Source organism: Psychrobacter sp. MF31, assembly GCF_012847335.1.
Classification (GTDB): domain Bacteria; phylum Pseudomonadota; class Gammaproteobacteria; order Pseudomonadales; family Moraxellaceae; genus Psychrobacter.
Window position 1 is genome coordinate 153971 of record NZ_JABBDX010000001.1, and the last position, 17829, is coordinate 171799.

General features: G+C 45.0%; 16 protein-coding genes. 11 read left to right on the forward strand and 5 right to left on the reverse strand.

Annotation, left to right across the window (positions count from 1 at the left end):
- The first annotated feature begins 8 nt into the window (after positions 1 to 8).
- Positions 9 to 2606 carry an aminopeptidase N gene (gene pepN, locus HF322_RS00635; protein WP_223193139.1) on the forward strand — a complete coding sequence of 866 codons (2598 nt, stop codon included), beginning with the start codon at positions 9 to 11 and terminating at the stop codon, positions 2604 to 2606.
- Positions 2607 to 2688: 82 nt separating this feature from the next.
- Here the strand turns inward: pepN and HF322_RS00640 are convergent, their stop codons facing one another.
- Positions 2689 to 3771, reverse strand: a complete 1083-nt coding sequence (locus HF322_RS00640) for a 3-deoxy-7-phosphoheptulonate synthase (RefSeq protein WP_169391463.1) — start codon at positions 3769 to 3771, stop codon at positions 2689 to 2691.
- Positions 3772 to 4022: 251 nt separating this feature from the next.
- On the opposite strand from HF322_RS00640, the gene lpxB reads away from it, so the two are divergent.
- Both lpxB and HF322_RS00650 read left to right on the forward strand, forming a co-directional pair.
- Positions 4023 to 5288 (forward strand): lipid-A-disaccharide synthase, encoded by a 1266-nt coding sequence (gene lpxB / locus HF322_RS00645; RefSeq protein WP_223193112.1) that lies wholly within the window; start codon positions 4023 to 4025, stop codon positions 5286 to 5288.
- A 15-nt stretch (positions 5289 to 5303) separates the two neighbouring features.
- Positions 5304 to 6098, forward strand: a complete 795-nt coding sequence (locus HF322_RS00650) for a ribonuclease HII (RefSeq protein ID WP_169391465.1) — start codon at positions 5304 to 5306, stop codon at positions 6096 to 6098.
- A 52-nt stretch (positions 6099 to 6150) separates the two neighbouring features.
- Here the strand turns inward: HF322_RS00650 and HF322_RS00655 are convergent, their stop codons facing one another.
- Positions 6151 to 7587, reverse strand: a complete 1437-nt coding sequence (locus tag HF322_RS00655; RefSeq protein WP_169391466.1) for a M1 family metallopeptidase — start codon at positions 7585 to 7587, stop codon at positions 6151 to 6153.
- On the reverse strand, positions 7587 to 8228 hold the full coding sequence (locus HF322_RS00660; RefSeq protein ID WP_169391467.1) for a DUF924 family protein: 642 nt from the start codon (positions 8226 to 8228) through the stop codon (positions 7587 to 7589). Before HF322_RS00660 ends, HF322_RS00655 begins: the two co-directional genes overlap by 1 nt.
- Before the next feature lie 110 nt (positions 8229 to 8338).
- On the opposite strand from HF322_RS00660, the gene nspC reads away from it, so the two are divergent.
- The 4 genes from nspC to betT all read left to right on the forward strand — a co-directional run bounded on the left by nspC (position 8339) and on the right by betT (position 14179).
- Positions 8339 to 9562, forward strand: a complete 1224-nt coding sequence (gene nspC / locus HF322_RS00665; protein WP_169391468.1) for a carboxynorspermidine decarboxylase — start codon at positions 8339 to 8341, stop codon at positions 9560 to 9562.
- 221 nt (positions 9563 to 9783) lie between these two features.
- A complete protein-coding gene (locus HF322_RS00670) occupies positions 9784 to 11058 on the forward strand; it encodes a saccharopine dehydrogenase family protein (protein ID WP_223193113.1) in 1275 nt (424 codons plus the stop codon).
- 114 nt (positions 11059 to 11172) lie between these two features.
- Positions 11173 to 11811, forward strand: coding sequence for a hypothetical protein (locus HF322_RS00675; RefSeq protein WP_169391470.1), 639 nt, complete (start codon positions 11173 to 11175; stop codon positions 11809 to 11811).
- A gap of 163 nt (positions 11812 to 11974) precedes the next feature.
- Complete coding sequence (gene betT, locus HF322_RS00680) at positions 11975 to 14179, forward strand: choline BCCT transporter BetT (RefSeq protein ID WP_223193114.1); 2205 nt, start codon at positions 11975 to 11977, stop codon at positions 14177 to 14179.
- On the opposite strand, the gene HF322_RS00685 is transcribed toward betT, so the two are convergent.
- Positions 14180 to 14647, reverse strand: a complete 468-nt coding sequence (locus HF322_RS00685; RefSeq protein WP_169391472.1) for a DMT family transporter — start codon at positions 14645 to 14647, stop codon at positions 14180 to 14182.
- A 25-nt stretch (positions 14648 to 14672) separates the two neighbouring features.
- Positions 14673 to 15104, reverse strand: a complete 432-nt coding sequence (locus tag HF322_RS00690; protein WP_169391473.1) for a DMT family transporter — start codon at positions 15102 to 15104, stop codon at positions 14673 to 14675.
- Positions 15105 to 15373: 269 nt separating this feature from the next.
- On the opposite strand from HF322_RS00690, the gene HF322_RS00695 reads away from it, so the two are divergent.
- The 4 genes from HF322_RS00695 to tsaE all read left to right on the forward strand — a co-directional run bounded on the left by HF322_RS00695 (position 15374) and on the right by tsaE (position 17799).
- The gene (locus HF322_RS00695) at positions 15374 to 16198 is read left to right on the forward strand and encodes a PhzF family phenazine biosynthesis protein (RefSeq protein ID WP_169391474.1); all 825 of its coding nucleotides are present in this window, start codon (positions 15374 to 15376) and stop codon (positions 16196 to 16198) included.
- 10 nt (positions 16199 to 16208) lie between these two features.
- On the forward strand, positions 16209 to 16541 hold the full coding sequence (locus HF322_RS00700; protein WP_169391475.1) for a YnfA family protein: 333 nt from the start codon (positions 16209 to 16211) through the stop codon (positions 16539 to 16541).
- A 117-nt stretch (positions 16542 to 16658) separates the two neighbouring features.
- Entirely contained in the window at positions 16659 to 17282 is a 624-nt protein-coding gene (locus HF322_RS00705; protein WP_169391476.1) for a 6-carboxytetrahydropterin synthase, read from the forward strand.
- Complete coding sequence (tsaE, locus tag HF322_RS00710) at positions 17272 to 17799, forward strand: tRNA (adenosine(37)-N6)-threonylcarbamoyltransferase complex ATPase subunit type 1 TsaE (protein WP_169391477.1); 528 nt, start codon at positions 17272 to 17274, stop codon at positions 17797 to 17799. Before HF322_RS00705 ends, tsaE begins: the two co-directional genes overlap by 11 nt.
- Positions 17800 to 17829 lie beyond the last annotated feature (30 nt).

The window sequence follows — 17829 nt, forward strand, 5'->3', positions numbered from 1 at the left end:
ATGTTGAAATGCCAGATGTTCCAACGCACGCGCCAACGCCAATCAACCAAAAGATTTATTTAAAAGATTATCAACCGCCAAGCTTCAGCGTTGATACGGTGGAGTTAGACATTAAGCTGTTTGATGATTTTGCTACGGTTGCAAGTCAGCTTAAGATGACGCGAGCGACGGCGGGCGATTTGGTATTGCTTGGCGAAGCGCTTGAGTTGCAAAGCATTGCCATGAACGGTAAAGAATTATCTAGCGATGATTATCAGTTGAGTTCTGGAAAGCTGGTTATTACCAATGCGCCTGATACCGTTCAGCTTGATATTTCGGTCAAAATCGTCCCACAAACCAATACTGAGCTTGAAGGGCTTTATATTGCAGGAAGCGGTGATGAGACGATGTTTGTTACTCAATGTGAGCCGGAAGGGTTTCGCAAGATTACCTATTATCCTGACCGTCCGGACGTACTAGCGGTGTTTACCACGCGGCTTGAGGCTGATAAGCGCTTTAAGACCTTGCTTGGTAATGGCAACTTGATTGAGGCAGGCGTGGTTGAAGGCGATAGCAGCCGCCATTTTGCCGTTTGGCATGACCCCACCAAAAAGCCCAGCTATTTATTTGCTTGCGTGATTGCTGACTTGGACGTTTTAACCGACAGCTTTACCACGAGTGAAGGTCGAAAAGTTAAACTTGAGCTGTTTGCTAAAGCCTCCGACATTGATAAATGTCATGTTGGCATGCAGGCGCTAAAAGATGCGATGCTTTGGGATGAGGTCAATTACGGTCGTGCTTACGATTTAGACCGCTATATGATTGTGGCGGTGAGCCAATTTAACATGGGGGCGATGGAAAATAAGGGCTTAAATATTTTTAATACCGCTTGCGTGCTCTCAAGCCCCGAGACGACGACCGACAGCCGAAGCTTTAATGTCAAAGCGGTGATTGCTCATGAGTATTTTCACAATTGGACGGGCAACCGAATCACCTGCCGCGACTGGTTTCAGCTGTGTCTAAAAGAAGGCTTTACCGTCTTTCGCGACCAGTCGTTTTCTGCTGATCAGCAATCAAGCGCCGTTCAGCGCATTGATGACGTGGCAATGCTGCGCGCCCATCAATTTAGTGAGGACGCAGGACCACTTGCGCATCCGGTGCGACCTGAAAGCTTTGTTGAAATCAACAACTTTTATACCACCACCATCTATGAAAAAGGCGCTGAAATTGTCCGGATGATTGCCAATACCCTTGGCAAAGCCGATTTTCGTGCCGGGACGGATGAGTATTTTCGCCGCTACGATGGTCAAGCGGTGACGGTTGAGGATTTTTTATCGGCGCTAAGTATCAATAATCCTAAAATTGAGCAGTTTATCGATTGGTATCGTCAGCCCGGAACGCCGGTGGTTTCAGGTCAGCAAAGCTTTGATGACAATACTAAAATGCTGACCATTTCCTTAAGTCAAAAGACGCGCCACGTTTCAGGATTTGATGCGCCAAAGCCGTTGCCGATTCCCGTTGCCACCGCGCTATTTGATAAAAATACCGGAAAAATCATTGCCGAGCGGATGCTCTTATTAGAAGGGGCAAGCCAAACCTTTACCTTTGAAAATATTGACAGCGCGCCGATTGTATCGTTGCTTCGTGATTTTAGTGCGCCGGTCATTTTAGATTTTGAGTATCAAGATGACGATTTAGCGTTTTTATTGACTCATGAGACCAACGGCTTTAACCGTTGGCAAGTCACCCAAATGCTGGTCAATCGGATTTTATTGCAAAATCACGACCCAAAAATTTATTTAAAAGCGCTTGAAAATACGATTCCAAAGCTTGCGGCGTCAGATGCTATGCTGACGGCAAGGCTATTGGACATTCCTTCCGCGCAAGAGCTTGCCGCTGCCATCACTCAAGATTATGACCCAACAGCGGTCAAGAAGCTTCGTGATCACCTTTATCAACAAGTTGCCGATACGCTCAAGCCTTATTTAACTGACCTTTATCAAGACTTGCCGATTGAATCGTACACTGACAGTCCTGAAGCGTTTGGCAAGCGTGCACTGCGAAATGTGATTCTTGATTTGGCATTGCAAGCAAATATTAAAGACGCGAGCGACTGGGCAAAACATCAGTATGATAAGGCAAGCTGTATGACCGAACGCTTTGGCGCGCTAAAAGCCATGATTAATCACCAAGTTGATGGCGCAAGTGATTATTTAAACGACTTTTATCAGCGCTTTCGTGATGAGGCGTTGGTGATTGATTTATGGTTTAGCGTTCAAGCCGCAAGTGACTTTGCCACAACTGCCGATATTGAGCGTTTGCTTGATCATTCTGATTTTGATTGGGGAACGCCAAACCGCATCCGAGCGGTGATTGGGGCAATGACGGGTCAGCCAACGATTTTATGGTCAAAAGAAGGCTTGGCAATTTACACCAACGTCATTGCGCGGCTTGATGAGAGCAATCCGGTATTAGCCGCCAGATTGCTTCAGGTGCTGGCGCGATGGAACACGTTAACAGCAGATTATCAACAACTTGCAAAATCTCAACTTGAGGCGCTACAATCAAAAGTAAAATCCAAAAACGTGATTGAAAGCTTGGAAAGCGTGTTGTCGGCTAATGATTAACCGTTATTGTTGATAAAAAAAGCCCATCTTTATTAAGAGGGGCTTTTTATTTTTTGATAAACCGTTGCTCAAAAATAGTAAGTTAACGGTTCGGCAATACGTCTTTGACCAGATCGCGAAGGTTCTCAAGTGCGGTAACCGTGCTTTCCCAATCCAAGCAGCCATCGGTAATTGATTTGCCGTATTCAAGCGCGGATAAATCTGCGGTTAAATCTTGGCGACCGCCTTTTAAATGGCTTTCAATCATCATTCCGATGATCGATTTGTTGCCGTTTTGGATTTGTTCGGCGACGTTTTGAATAACCATGGGCTGCAAATACGGGTCTTTTCCTGAGTTGGCATGGCTTGAGTCAATCATGATTTTGGTACTGGTTTTGCCTTTTTCAAGCTCGTTTTCGGCAGCAGCAACCGCTGTTTCATCGTAGTTAGGCTTGCCATTGCCGCCGCGAAGGACAACGTGGGCATAAGGGTTGCCTTTAGATTTGATGATGGAAACTTGACCGTCAGCAGAGAGTCCCAAAAAGCTGTGACCGGCTTTGACTGCTTGCATGGCGTTCACCGCAACGGTCATTCCGCCGTCCGTACCATTTTTGAAGCCAACTGGGCAAGATAGCCCTGAGCTCATTTCGCGGTGGGTTTGGCTTTCGGTGGTGCGAGCGCCAATGGCTGACCAGCTGATCAAATCTTGAATGTATTGCGGGGTGTTGGGATCAAGCGCTTCGGTGGCACAAGGTAGCCCTTTTTCATTCAAATCGATCAGCAATTTTCTGGCAAGGCGCAGCCCTTTTTCAATATCAAAGCTGTCATTCATGTCAGGGTCGTTGATTAAGCCTTTCCAACCGACCGTCGTTCGTGGTTTTTCAAAATAAACGCGCATCACCACAAAAATGGTGTCTTCAATTTCTTTTGCCAAAACGGCTAAGCGGTCGGCGTACTCGTGAGCGGCTTTGATATCATGGATCGAGCAAGGTCCAATCACCACAAATAAGCGCTTGTCTTTGCCATCCAAAATGTTTTGAATGGTTTGGCGACCTTTGAGTACCGTATCATAAGCCGCTTTGGATAAGGGCAGCTCCGCTTTGAGCGCGGCAGGGGTAATTAGGGGGATGAATTGTTCAATATTCACGTCATCAATTTCTGCATTGTGCGTCGCTGGTATCGTCATGATTATTAATCGTCTAGCTAAGTTATAGGAACAATCATTATGCGGCGAATTGGGGCGCTTGACAAGGGCGCTGTTTAGGATAATTGACTGATAACTGGAATACGAAAAGTAATATTTTGTTATACTTGTCGAGCAAATGGCAGGCTTTGGCAAAAAAAGCTGCCAATAAAAAGCGCAAACGGAAAATAATAAAAACTAACGCTTTGATAACTGGTGATTTAATTAACAAATCAAATTGAGATGGTGCAATGATGCAGGCGCTTAGTAACCCAAGTGTAGTAAACGCTGTAAAAGACTCGCCGTATTTTCCGCCGCTGGTGATCGGTATTGTGGCAGGGGAGGTGTCAGGCGACAGCTTGGGCGCGGACTTTATGGCGCAAATGAACAACCTTTGTGGTGATATCATTTGGGTGGGCGTTGGCGGCGCGAAAATGCAAGCTCAAGGGTTAAACAGCTTATTTCCGCTATCAAGGCTTGCCGTGATGGGACTGGTTGAAATTGCCGGTCAATTAAACGATTTATTTAAAGCGCGCCGTGAGCTGTTAACTGCGTTTGAGAGTGCAAAAATTGATTGGTTTATTGGCATTGATGCGCCCGATTTTAATTTGCGTGTTGCCAAAAAATTAAAACCCAAAGGCGTGTTTTGTGTTCAGTACGTTAGCCCCTCCATTTGGGCTTGGCGTGAGTCGCGAATTCATGGGATTAAAGCAGCGACCGATTTGGTGCTGTGTTTGTTTCCCTTTGAGCTTGGCGTTTATGAGCGCCATAACCATCCGGCGGTTTGCGTGGGTCATCCACTTTTGCAAACGCTTGATCCAAAGTTGGTTCAAGTCTCAAAATCTGATCAGCAATCAAAGCTCACTTGGCAAAGTTTTGGTAAAAAACAATCCTTAATTGCGCAATTTGACCAATTAACTCAGCTCATTTGCATCATGCCAGGGTCAAGGCGCGGCGAGATTTCCGCGATTTTTCCATTGATGCTGGCAGGAATGGTAAAACTGATTGCAACTCATCCTAAGCTGCGATTTGTCATCCCAACGGTTGACGACAGCCACCAAGCGCTGATTGAATCGATGATTAAAGCGCAAGCACCGCAGTTGCAAGGATTTATTGCTGTTATTTTTGATGATAAAACGCCAAATTTAAGCCAACAAGTGATGGCGGCAAGTGATATTGTGCTGTTAGCGTCCGGAACTGCAACGCTTGAAGCCATGCTGCTTGAGCGCCCGATGTTGGTTGTTTATCAGTTGAACGCGCTCACTTATCAAATTGCTAAGCGTTTGGTCAAAGTGCCATTTGTTGCGTTGCCCAATATTTTAGCAGGACAATTTATCGTCACCGAACTGATCCAAGAACAAGCAACCGCTGACGCCATTTGCCACGAAGTTAGCCAGTTACTTTTACCTGAAAATTATGAAAAACAAAAGCAAGCCCTGCAAGATACCAAACGTAAGCTTGCCGAGCAAAGCAGCCAAAGCCCTGCCACCAGCGTGATTGACGCTTGGTTTTATCGTTAATCGTAAGAATATTTTATGACAGCTATCATCACTATTCAGCAGCAATATAACCTCATTGATATTAAAGGTGAGGGCGTAATTTTAGCTGAGCCTATCAATACTTTTGGAAAAATAAACTTAGCAAAATTTGCGCAGTTGCAAAATGATTGCCAAATCGGCGTTGACGAAGCGGGGCGCGGTCCCTTACTTGGGAGCGTGACGGTTGCCGCCGCTATTTTGCCAACGGCTTGGTCGGGACTGATTGAAGATGCTCCATTGAAGAATACGCCGATGGTAGGACTTACCGATTCCAAAAAGCTGAGTGAGAAAAAGCGCGATTTGCTTTATCCAATTATTCGAGCCGAGTCAGTGGGCTTTGTCATCGCCGATATTCCAGCAGCGGTCATTGACCAAATCAACATTTTACAAGCCACAATGAGCGCAATGGCACTTAGCGTTGAGGTTTTAATCAATGAGCTGCTTAATCAAACTAGCAAGCTAATTAACCTTCAAGCGCTATTTGATGGCAACCGTTGCCCTGATTTCACTAGCCATATGCTAACGAATTCGCGAGTGACCCTTGAGTCGCAAGCTTGGGTAAAAGGCGACGCTCGCCATACCAGTATTGCTGCGGCAAGCGTTTTAGCAAAAGTTTACCGCGACCAAACGATGATTGCGCTTGCCGAAAAATATCCGGATTATTTGATTGAAAAACACAAAGGCTATCCGACCAAAGCGCACCTACAAGCCATTGAACAATTTGGTGTATTGCCAGAGCATCGCCGCAGTTATCGACCTGTTCGGTTAGCGATTGAGCAAGCTTTGAATTAGAGGGTTAAGTTAAAAATAGCTTAAGCATTCATTTAACTTAAATAATTCAAAGTTATTCTCGTGTTTCATCCAAAATCACGCCCTGACGTTCAAAAAATGGCTTTAAGTTTTGCTTTGATTCCTCTTGAAAAATGCGGATAAAGTCAGCCGTGGTTGCAATACCAAAGCGGTTTTCATCGGTATAGCGCCGCAGAGCTTGCCAAAATATCTTATCGCCTACATGGTCATGCAGTTGGCTAAGCATTTTTGCGCCATCATCGTAAATGACTTGACCGTAATCGTCCTTATGGTTTGAAAAATCAGCGGCAGATGACGTAATAGAAAACCCAGTTTTGCTATCTTTAATCCAATCAAAATCAGTCGTATCATAAACGGCTGCATAGGACGCAAACGTGGTCAGCGCTTCATCAAGCCACGGCTCGCGGTAAGCATTGCTACCGACCAAACTATAAAACCATTGGTGGGCAATTTCATGAGCAACCGTAACACTAAGCTCTTCATCATCGGTTAAGTGCGGCGTATTCATAGTGACTAAAGTCGGATATTCCATGCCACCATCAAAGTTACTTGAATAATCGGCGCTGGCAATGGTTAGCGACTGCCATGGATAATTGCCAAACCAAGCCTCAAACTTTGGCAGCACTTGCTTTGCGGTTTTTAACATTTTAGCTGCGGCGTCTTCTTCGCCTTTTCGATAGGCAACTGTGACAGTCATGTCACCAATTTTTGCCGTCATTTTTTTAAAAGGCGTGTTTAGAAGCACAAAAAAATCACGAACGTTTGGCGCTAAAAAATGAATCGTTTGCCGATTTTCCAATTTGCTTTTAGAAATTTGCTGTCCGGTTGCTAAAACTTCTAAATCAGCAGGCGCGGTAATCGTTACATCAAAATTGCCCGTCACTGAATAAAACGATTCGCCAAAATCAATATAAGGCGGCGTGTTCCAACCATGACTGTCATAAACGGCTACTATCGGCAGCCAATTGCCAAGCGAAACTTGCCGATCCGACCAGCCGAAGCGGTCTTTTTGCTTTGGAATATTAAAATTAAAATCAAACTCAACCGTCGCCGTTTCGCCATTGTTGATAGCAATATCGTGAATTGTGAGGACGGTATTTTGAAGCGAAGCTTTGACAGGCTTGCCATTCACCCGAATGTTTTTAATCGTCACACTGCTACCAAAAATAGGCGCATTTGCCCAAACGTTAAACCGCACTTTATCCATTGGTTTGCCAAGATTGTTGGTAAAGTTAACGGTTAAATTACCGCTGATGCTGTGGTCGATTTCGTTATAATGAGCGTTGACCTTATAGTTCGGCGCATTTGGGGCGTAGCGGATATTGCTTGCGTCTATTTCATTTTCTGGATAACTATCGTTGGTAACGTTTAGCGATACATTTTTCGAACAGCCAATAAGCCCAAGCGTCAAAAAAATACTAAAGCATTGAGTCAAAGCGCGATTTTTTAGCCCTAACTTTTGAAATCTCATTAAAAAGACGAATTTGGCTGTTGTAAAAACTCAAGTTCAGCTTTGCTTGACTTACGACCAAGCGCCGCATTTCGGTGCGGATAACGACCAAACTGCTTTAAAATGGCGGTGTGACGATGCTCAAAATCTAGCGTTTCAGGGTCGTCTAGCTCTTCAAATAAGTGTAAATAGTTTTTATGAATGACTAACGATTCAGAATGCATCATTGGCATAATTATAAATTTGCGCCACTGCACGGGAAGGGTAGCAAAGCCCTGTTGGCAAACGGCTTCTTGAGCAAGAATAAGCGCCATTGGGTCTTGAGTAAAGGCGGCGGCTTGATTGCGATTTAGATTTCGTGAAAACTGATCAAGGACTAAAATTTCTGCCAAGCGTCCGGCAAGATTTAACCGTGCAATATCATCTTGATTACTATCAATATCATGATGTCGCCGCCAAGATGCGCATTCACCAAGGCAAGCTTTTTGCCAAATGGCGCTGAATTTTTCTTGAATTTTGCTATCAAAGTTATCATCTTTTACAAACCAGAAGGGCTGATTGTCCTTATCAAACCAAAATTCTAAAACAGCGCGCGCCTCAGATTCAAGGTGGTCAAAAATAGGCAGAGTTAAACCATCAAAATCGTTAAAAGCGGTGGTCATAGCTATTCTCATTGTCAAAGATTTCGACTACTATAGCGCAACTTCTTGCTGCCGTCATTGTCCAATCGGTCGCCAAAACTGTTACTTTTTGCAATCATTGAGAGCCTATTATGACTCAAAAAACTTCCCTTAACGTCGATATTTCTACAATTGCTACGCCTTATTATTTACTTGATGAGGCGCTGATTGTGGAAAATATGAAAATTATTGCCAAGCTTTGCGAGTTGTCCGGCGCAAAGGCATTGCTTGCGCTTAAATGTTTTGCCACTTGGGGCGTTTTTGAGGCGATGACGCCGTATTTGCACGGCACGACCTCATCGTCGTTAAACGAAGTTCGCTTAGGGTTTGAAACCTTTGGCGACAATTTAAAGGGTAACAATAAAAATAGCCTAAGCAAAAAAGAAACCCATGCTTATAGCGTCGCCTACAGTACGGATGAAATTGATGAAGTTTTAACCTACGCTGATAAAATTATTTTTAATTCCATTTCGCAATTGAATGCCTTTAAAGACAAAGCTCAAGCAAAAAATATTCCAATCGGCTTACGATTAAATCCAAAAACGAGTAATTCGTCTTTTATCATTGCTGACCCTGCAAGACCATTTAGCCGCTTGGGTGAGCATGATAAAGCCAAAATTAGCGACGTTTTGGACGATATCAGCGGCGTGATGATTCATAACAACTGCGAAAATGACAGCTTTGATGCCTTTAGCCAAAGCCTTGATGATATTGAAACGCGCTTTGGCGATGTTTTAGCAAAGCTTGAATGGGTCAGCCTTGGCGGTGGAATCCACTTTATTGCACCTGATTATCCGCTTGAAAAATTAGCTGCGCGCTTAAAAGATTTTAGCCAAAAATTTGGCGTTCAAGTTTACCTTGAACCCGGTGAAGCAAGTATTCACGGTGCAGGAAGTTTGGTAACGACCGTCCTTGATACCATGACCAACGAGAAAAATCTCGCGGTCGTTGATGCCTCAATTGAAGCGCATATGCTTGATTTGCTGATTTATCGTGAGTCTGCGCCGATTGCCGCAATTAATGGCGAGAAAACTGACATTAACGCCGTAAAAAAAGACGATCAGGTAAATTCAAACAATACCATTATTTACGGTCGTTCTTGTTTAGCAGGGGATATTTTTGGCGAATATCAGCTTACGGAAACTTTAAATGTTGGTGATAAAATTGCCTTTGGCAATGCGGCAGGCTATACCATGGTGAAGAAAAACTGGTTTAATGGCGTGAACATGCCAGCAATCGTGATTAAACGACTTGATGGCAGCATTGATATTCAGCGCCAATTTGACTATCAAGATTATAAAGCCAGCTTGTCTTAACTTGATGTGAATAAAAATGCAGCATGGTGATGATTTTTTGTGAAACAGATTATCACCTAAGCTGCAAAATTGTTATAATTGCGCCGGTCAGGACACTGGCATTATGGGTGCGTGGGTTTTCCTCGGTCTTCCTTTTTAATTCACGCATATTATTCACAGGTTTTTGCTTAACTTTTCCCCAAGTCTGGCAGATGGCAAAAACACAAAGGAGGATTGTTGCATTGAGCACTCAACCGACCAATTTAAGCAAAAAAAATGTGTTAATCATCGGTGCAGGCGGCGTCGCGCAAGTGGTCGCTCATAAATGCGCCATGCATAATGACGTCTTAGGCAAGATTCATATTGCCTCAAGAACGCTTGAAAAATGTGAAGCGATTGCCAAAAGCGTTGCCGATAAAGGCAGCTTTAAGCAGCCAGCAACTTTGAACGTTCATCAAATTGATGCACTAGATGGCAACGCATTGCGCGCGTTAATCCAAGATACGGGCGTTCAAATTGTGATTAACGTCGGCTCGCCGTTTTTAAATATGAGCGTTCTTGAAGCGTGTATTGACACCAAAGTTGCTTATATTGACACTGCCATTCACGAAGACCCGCACAAGATTTGCGAGACGCCGCCTTGGTATGGCAACTATGAGTGGCAGCGCCGCAAGCTTTGTGAGGACAATAACGTCACGGCGATTTTGGGGGCAGGATTTGATCCCGGAATGGTCAACGCTTATGCTAAGATTGGCTATGATATGATGGATAAAGGCTCGGTAACGGATATTGACATTATCGACATCAATGCCGGAAGCCACGGTCGCTACTTTGCGACCAACTTTGACCCCGAAATCAACTTTCGCGAATTTACCGGAACGGTTTATTCTTGGCAAAACAGTCAGTGGCAATCGAACAAAATGTTTGAGGTCAAGCGCACCGATGATTTGCCAGTCGTTGGCGTTCAAAACAGCTATTTAAGCGGTCATGACGAGATTCACTCATTATCGGCAAATTTGGACGTTCCCAATATTCGCTTTTGGATGGGCTTTGGCGACCATTACATCAACGTCTTTACGGTACTTCAAAGCTTAGGGCTATTGTCTGAGCAGCCGGTCACTACCGCTGAAGGTTTAGAAGTTGTGCCATTAAAAGTCGTTAAAGCCGTGCTTCCTGACCCAAGCTCGCTTGCGCCAGATTATACGGGTAAAACCTGCATCGGTGATAAAGTCAAAGGCAAAATCAACGGCGAGGACAGCGAGGTGTTTATTTACAACATCTCCGACCATGAAGAAGCGTTTGCGGCGATGGGAAGCCAAGGCATCTCCTACACCGCAGGCGTGCCGCCCGTTGCTGCGGCGATGTTGATTGCCACGGGCGAATGGGATGCCGGTCGAATGGTCAACGTTGAAGAGCTTGACCCCAAGCCATTTATCAATTTGCTCAATGACATTGGCATGCCAACCCGAATCCAAGATAAAGACGGTGACCGCTTGCTTGAGTTTCCGGCAGCCTAAACCGCTAATTTAAAGTTTGGTTCACTATTAAAGCTTGCAATATCAATCGGTATTGCAAGCTTTTTGTTAGGGATATTCAAATTATTAGAGCAGTTTAAAAAGGAAGATAACTTGATGGAACAATATAAAGTTGGTGATTTGATTATTGATACCAAAAAACTAAATGTTTTATTGATTTTAGAATCACCGCATATCAATGAGTTTATTCATCAACATCCAGCGGCAGGTGAGGCAGCTTGTGAGTTGACGCAGTTTTTTACCAAGCAAGGTTATTTGGCAGCGTTTGACAATTACTTGCCGATTGGCTGCAATATTGAGCAAAAAAAGTACGTTGAACTTGGCATTATGAACTGCGCTCATTTTCCGATGAATTTGGCGTTTTATCCTTGTGATTTGAGCGCTGATGACAAACAAAAAGTGGAGAAATTGGCAAGTTTTCGAGATAATTTAGGTCAAAATTTGGCAAGTGAGGATTGGCTGATTAAGCTTAGTCAAACAGAAATGTTTACAGATTTTGCAAAAAGGCTTAATGCGGTGATTCAAACGCCGCGCGATAACCCATTAATCATTATTCCTTGCGGCTTTACTGCGACCAATTTTATCGAGTTATTTAAAAGTAAGTTTCAAGAAAATAGCAAGCAGCAGGATTTTAGAATTCTTGACCCGCTACCGCACCCAACCCAAAGTGATTGGTCAGAAAAGATCACTCAAATTTCTATCACTGAACAAACTCCAAAACACTTATTGCCTTAAATCTTATTGCTTAAGATAAAGCCGTTTTAATACGTTTTTGTTCTAAATGTTGCGGTTTATTCTCTACATTGTGAAACGAAGTTGCAACAGTTGCTCTGAACTTGAGCGCCCGCCTTACGCTAAACTAAGGTCAAATCAAAGTTAAAGACAAAGGACGATGCCCATGAGTCAGCCGCCCAATGATGACCACCTTAATAACGACCTTCCAAAAACTGTGCCACCAAAAACGCCATTTGAACGCAGCCGTTTTGGGGGTAGCGTGCGACCGCAAAAAACGCTTGAGGATGAAGTTCCGGTTTCCAAAAGCGATTTGGGAAAAGGTGCGGGGGAGTTGTCGCTGACCAAAACGACGCAGGTTAACTGGAGCGTGTTGATCGTATCGTCAGTGATTATCGCGGCGTTTTCGATTTGGGCGATGGTCATGCCAGCGCAAGCAAGCGCAACGATGGAGCTGGTGGTCAATTGGATTGCAACCAATTTGGGTTGGTATTATGTGCTGACCATGGCGCTGGTCATTTTCTTTGTGATTTGGGTGGCACTGTCAAAAGCGGGAAGTGTTCGCTTGGGTCCTGATGATTCACGACCGCAATACGGCTTGGCAACGTGGGGGGCGATGCTGTTTGCGGCAGGCGTTGGTATTGATTTGCTGTTTTTTTCAGTGACTGGACCTGTGGTTCAGTATTTGACGCCGCCATCGGGCGAGCCAGAAACTGCTGCCGCGCTGCAAGATGCGGTCGTTTGGACGATGTTTCATTATGGCATTGCTGGCTGGTCAGTGTATGCGCTGCTTGGCATGGCAATGGGTTATTTTGCCTATCGTTGGGGGTTGCCGTTGTCGATTCGAGCGGCGCTTTATCCGCTGTTTGGCAGGCGCGTTAAAGGTTCGCTTGGTCACGGGATTAGCATCATTGCCCTTGTAGGAACGGTATTTGGCGTGGCAACCACGATGGGAATCGGCGTGGTGCTGCTAAACGTAGGCTTTGCAACGCTTTTTGGCTTTAGCGAAGGCTTAACGCTGCAAATCGCGCTGGTAGTTGGCGCGGTGATTTTAACCATTGCCGCCACGACATCAGGCGTTGACCGTGGTATCCGCTGGATTTCAGAATTGAACCTTTGGAGCGCCGTTGCGATGATGGCGTTTATCCTCATTGCAGGGCAAACGGCGTTTTTGCTGAATGGTTTGGTTGAAAACATCGGTCATTTTTTGGTGACACTGCCGTCAAGAATGCTTAAAACCTTTGTTTATGTTCCTGATAGCAGCGAGTGGATGGGCAGCTGGACGCTGTTTTTTTGGGCATTTTGGCTGGCTTGGGGACCGTTTGTCGGCGTGTTTTTGGCGCGGATTTCGCGCGGTCGAACGCTTCGCGAGTTTGTTATCGCTGCCATTACCGTTCCGGTACTTTGTGACTTTATTATTGTGTCTTTTTTTGGCAACTCAGCGCTTTATCAAGTGTTACAGGGTAATACTGAGTTTGCCGAGCTTGCTATTCAAAGTCCTGAGCATGGTTGGTATGCGTTGTTAGGAATGTTCCCAGGAGCCATGTTTTTGATTGCGCTTGCCACGTTTTCGGGGCTGCTGTTTTATATCACCAGTGCCAACTCAGGGGCGATGGTGATGTCGAATTTTTCGGCATCAATCCCTGACCCAAGCGAAGATGGTCCAAAATGGCTGCGGATATTTTGGGCGGTATTAACGGCGGTGCTGACCATTTCAATGCTGCTTGCCGGCGGCGTGATTACCATGGAATATGCCACGCTGATTTTTGCGTTGCCGGTGACGATTATTGCGTATTTGGTGATGATTTCATTTTATAAAGCGCTGCGAATTGAGCGTGCAGAACAAGAAGGCACGGTGCTGCGGCGAGCAACCATCACCCCAAGTGGTGGTCATATTCCTGAGCGCTCTTGGAAGCAGCGCTTAGGGCAGATGCTCACCTATCCTTCTAAACGCGAGGCTGTTCAGTTTTTAGAGCGCGTGGTTCGACCGGCGCTTGATGATGTGGCAGCAGAGTTTCGCGGTCAAGGCTACGATGCCGAGCGCCAAAACGCCGACCACGACCAAAGCGTCTCAACCATTGATCCCAATCGCCCCTCAGGACCTTTGCTTCGGGTATCGACAGACAGCGTTCACGATTTTTATTATCAAGTGGCAATGGTGCCAACGCCTGCGCCGACCTTTAGCGGAAAAATGGCATCCGATACCGATGTTTATTATCGCCTTGAGGTCACCACCCAAACTGGCTCAGGCGGTTATGATTTGATGGGGCTAAGTCGTCAGCAAGTGATTGATGACGTTCTTGAGCAGTATGAGACGTATTTGACGTATCTAAGTGGCGCGAGTGAGGAAAGTGGCGCAATTACCGAATAATTAGCCTGATACCTTTTTAGTATTGCTCAAATAAATAAAATACAGCGCCGCCGCCAAAAGTCCAATGGCGATAAGGCGCTTACCCCCAAGTAAAATTTGCGGATTGCCAAACCAACCGAAATGATCCACCAACAGTCCCATTACAATTTGACCGGTAATAATGGACACAATGGTTGCTGCTGTGCCAATTTTTGGAACCGCAACCACGATTGCCGCCATGGAAAAACAGCCAAAAAGCGCGCCAGACAATTGCCAAATCGGCACGGTAAACATGGTTTCCGCTTGCGGCGGCTCAAAAAATATCACCAAAAAAAATAAAACAATAGCAGCAATAACATTGGCAAGCCAAGCGGTGGTGACCAAATCGGTTTTTAAGCTTAGCGCGCCGTTGATTGCCGATTGCGCCGCGATTGCCGAGCCACCAAGAAGCAACAGCGGAAAGGTAAAAATCGCTAAAGAGTCCAACATTTAACATTATCCTTAAAAGCAGTTGCTAATAAATCAGCCCAAGCGCCGCCAAAATTAGCCCAAGCGCAATAATTCGGTAGCTGTCGACTTTGCGTTTTTTGGTTCCCAAAATGCCAAAGTGGTCAATGGCAAGGCTTGCGGTAATTTGACCGCATAAAATCCCAACCATCGTTGCGCCAACGCCCACAAGCGGCGTCGCCACCACCAGAACAATGGTGTAAGCAAACCCAACCAAGCCGCCTGAGAGCAGCCACGGCGGCAGTTGAGCCAGCTTTAAAATATAACTTCGCCGCTGAATAACCATGGCAATACTGAACACCAAGATACCAATCAAAAAAATCGATAGCGATGCCGACAGCTTACCGATGCGCTCACCAAGCGGTCCTAAAATCGCCGCCTCAAGTGCCAGCGCCATGCCGCCCATCACCACAAATATGAGCATTGCCAGTTGTTTCATAGTGTCCTAATCACCGTAAATTATTGCTTCTTCTTTTTTTAAGTTTGCCGGAGCATTTGCCGCCGCTATTGTAGGCGCTCTCGTAAAATCTCTCAACTTATCTGTTTTTTAAATCATTTCATAAGTAAATTTAGTTGGCTTTTAAAACACAATAAATAAATCGCCTTGCGTTTCAGCGCAACCGAACTCCTTAAAAATAGTTATAATGAGTCAGAGTTGGCAAGCCTAATAAATTTAACGGATAACCAAGAATAATTGAGAAAATAACTATGCAGCTTGCAATAGATGTTATAGATGCTTTTACCGATACCGTTTTTAAAGGCAATCCGGCGGCGGTCATCATTACGGAGGATTGGCTAAGTGATGAGCTGATGCAGTCCATAGCTTTGGAAAATAATTTGTCGGAAACCGCCTTTTTGGTTAAAGATGGGTCAGGTGAGAAAAATACTTACCACATTCGCTGGTTTTCACCGCTCACTGAGATTGATTTTTGTGGTCACGCAAACTTAGCCTCCGCTTTTGTTTTATTTAATAAAAATCCTGAGTTAGCTAACATAAAATTTATTGCTAAAGCCGTTGGCGCGTTGACTATTGTGCGGCTTGACAATGGTAAAATTCAAATGGATTTTCCCAATACTTGTCCTGAAAAAGTCGATGATATTCCGGCAGAACTTTTGGCAGGATTGTCGATCGCTCCCGTTGAGGTTTATTGCAATAAACAAGCTTATTTTGTCATTTATGATAATGAAGCGGATGTGATAGCTGTACTTCGTGACAATGAGCAGCTAAAAGCACTTGCGCCTCGTGATGTCGTGGTCACCTGTCAAGCCGAATCAGCCGATGCTGATAAATCAAACCGTTACGATTTTATATCCCGCTATTTCTGGCCTGCCAATGGCGGTGATGAGGATGCGGTCACGGGATCGATTCATACTGGACTTGCGCCATTTTGGGCAAATCGCCTTGGGAAAAATAACTTAGTTGCGTATCAAGCGTCATCTCGCGGCGGGATACTTGATTGCACTGTAGTTGGTGATCGTGTGTTTATTTTTGGTCATGCCGTTCAGTATTTGACCGGAACCATTTGCGTTTAGGAGCAAAGTGTTGCTAGGACTAAAAACGCTGGCGCTGTTTGCGTTAACGGCACTCGCCGAAATTATTGGTTGTTATTTGCCATATCTTTGGCTAAAAGAGGGCAAATCGGTTTGGCTGCTAATTCCGGCAGGAGTTAGCTTGATGGCGTTTGTTTGGCTGTTGACCCTGCATCCGGCGGCAGCAGGCAGGGTTTACGCGGCTTATGGCGGCGTTTATGTAGCGATGGCGATATTTTGGCTTTGGGCGATCGATGGCATTCGTCCAACGCCTTGGGACATCATCGGTGCAGGGGTAGCGCTGCTTGGTATGGCAATCATTATGCTAGCGCCGCGAGCTTCTTAACAATAGCGGTCATAACTACTTGCTTACGAAGCGCCTTTGATTTGCTATAATGAGCAATTGGCTGAAACTTTAATCTTGTTGCGATGTTTCAGCGCCTACTTTTTAAGCTAACTTATTATGCGAATACGAAAACTTTTTAAATTTGAAAACGCCCATATCGTCCGCAACTGTAGCTCTGAGCGCTGCAAGCATTCCATTCATGGTCACAGCTATCAAATTGAGCTGATTTTAGAGGCGAACCGCTTAGACCACGGTCAGATGGTTTATGACTTTGGCTTGCTTAAATCCTCAATTAAAGATTTGATTGACAGCTTTGACCATGCCATTTGCTTTTGGAATCAAGACGATCCTGAATATATTGCCGCTTGCAAAAAATTTAGCGCGCGCTGGATTTCGCTGCCGGTATCGCCGTCAGCTGAGCAGTTTTCCCGAGTTATCTTTTTTTGGGCGCGTGAGATTTTAAAGCAAACGCAAATGCAAAACGGCGAGGCAGACGTTAAAGTTTACTCGGTCATCGCTCACGAAACGGCGACCGGCTACGCTCAGTGCTTTAATGAGGACGTGGATAATGCGCAAATGGGAAAGCTTAATTTAGAAGATTTTGAATTTAGCCCGCAAGTTTGCGCCGAATGGGGCGACCCCGAGCTTTACCAAAAATTGATCAATGGCGAGCGCTTCGTTAACCCAACCGTTAGCATTCAAGTTGCTGTTGATAAAAAAGGTGAGCTTGATGGCAAATAACGACAATATTGCCAACAGCGCCAATTTTCAAGCCATAACGCTAAACTCTGAAGCGGATACCAAACGTTTAGCCGAAAAGTTAGCCGTCATGGGACTTGAAGGCAGCGTTTGGCTGTCTGGCGATTTGGGCGCAGGAAAAACCACCTTAACGCGCTATTGGCTGCAAGCTTTGGGTCATCAAGGCGCGATTAAAAGCCCAACTTATACTTTGGTTGAGCCGTACCAAATTAAGCAAAGTGACGGCTCAAAATTGCCGGTTTATCATGCCGATTTGTACCGCTTGCAAGATCCTGAGGAGTTGTCTTTTATCGGCTTTGAGGAGTATCTTGATGAGTCAAACGCGCTAATTATCATTGAATGGGCAAGCCGCGCTGATAACTATTTGCCGCCGCCGGTATTATTTATCGATCTCATTAAAGGCGACAATTTAGCAAATAAAGAATCGCGTCAAGCGCTCTTGCGATTGTCCAAAGTTGGTCAAGCATTTGGCTTTAATTTGACGGCGCTAAATGATTAAGAACTGAACGATTAAATGTTGTTATTTTAA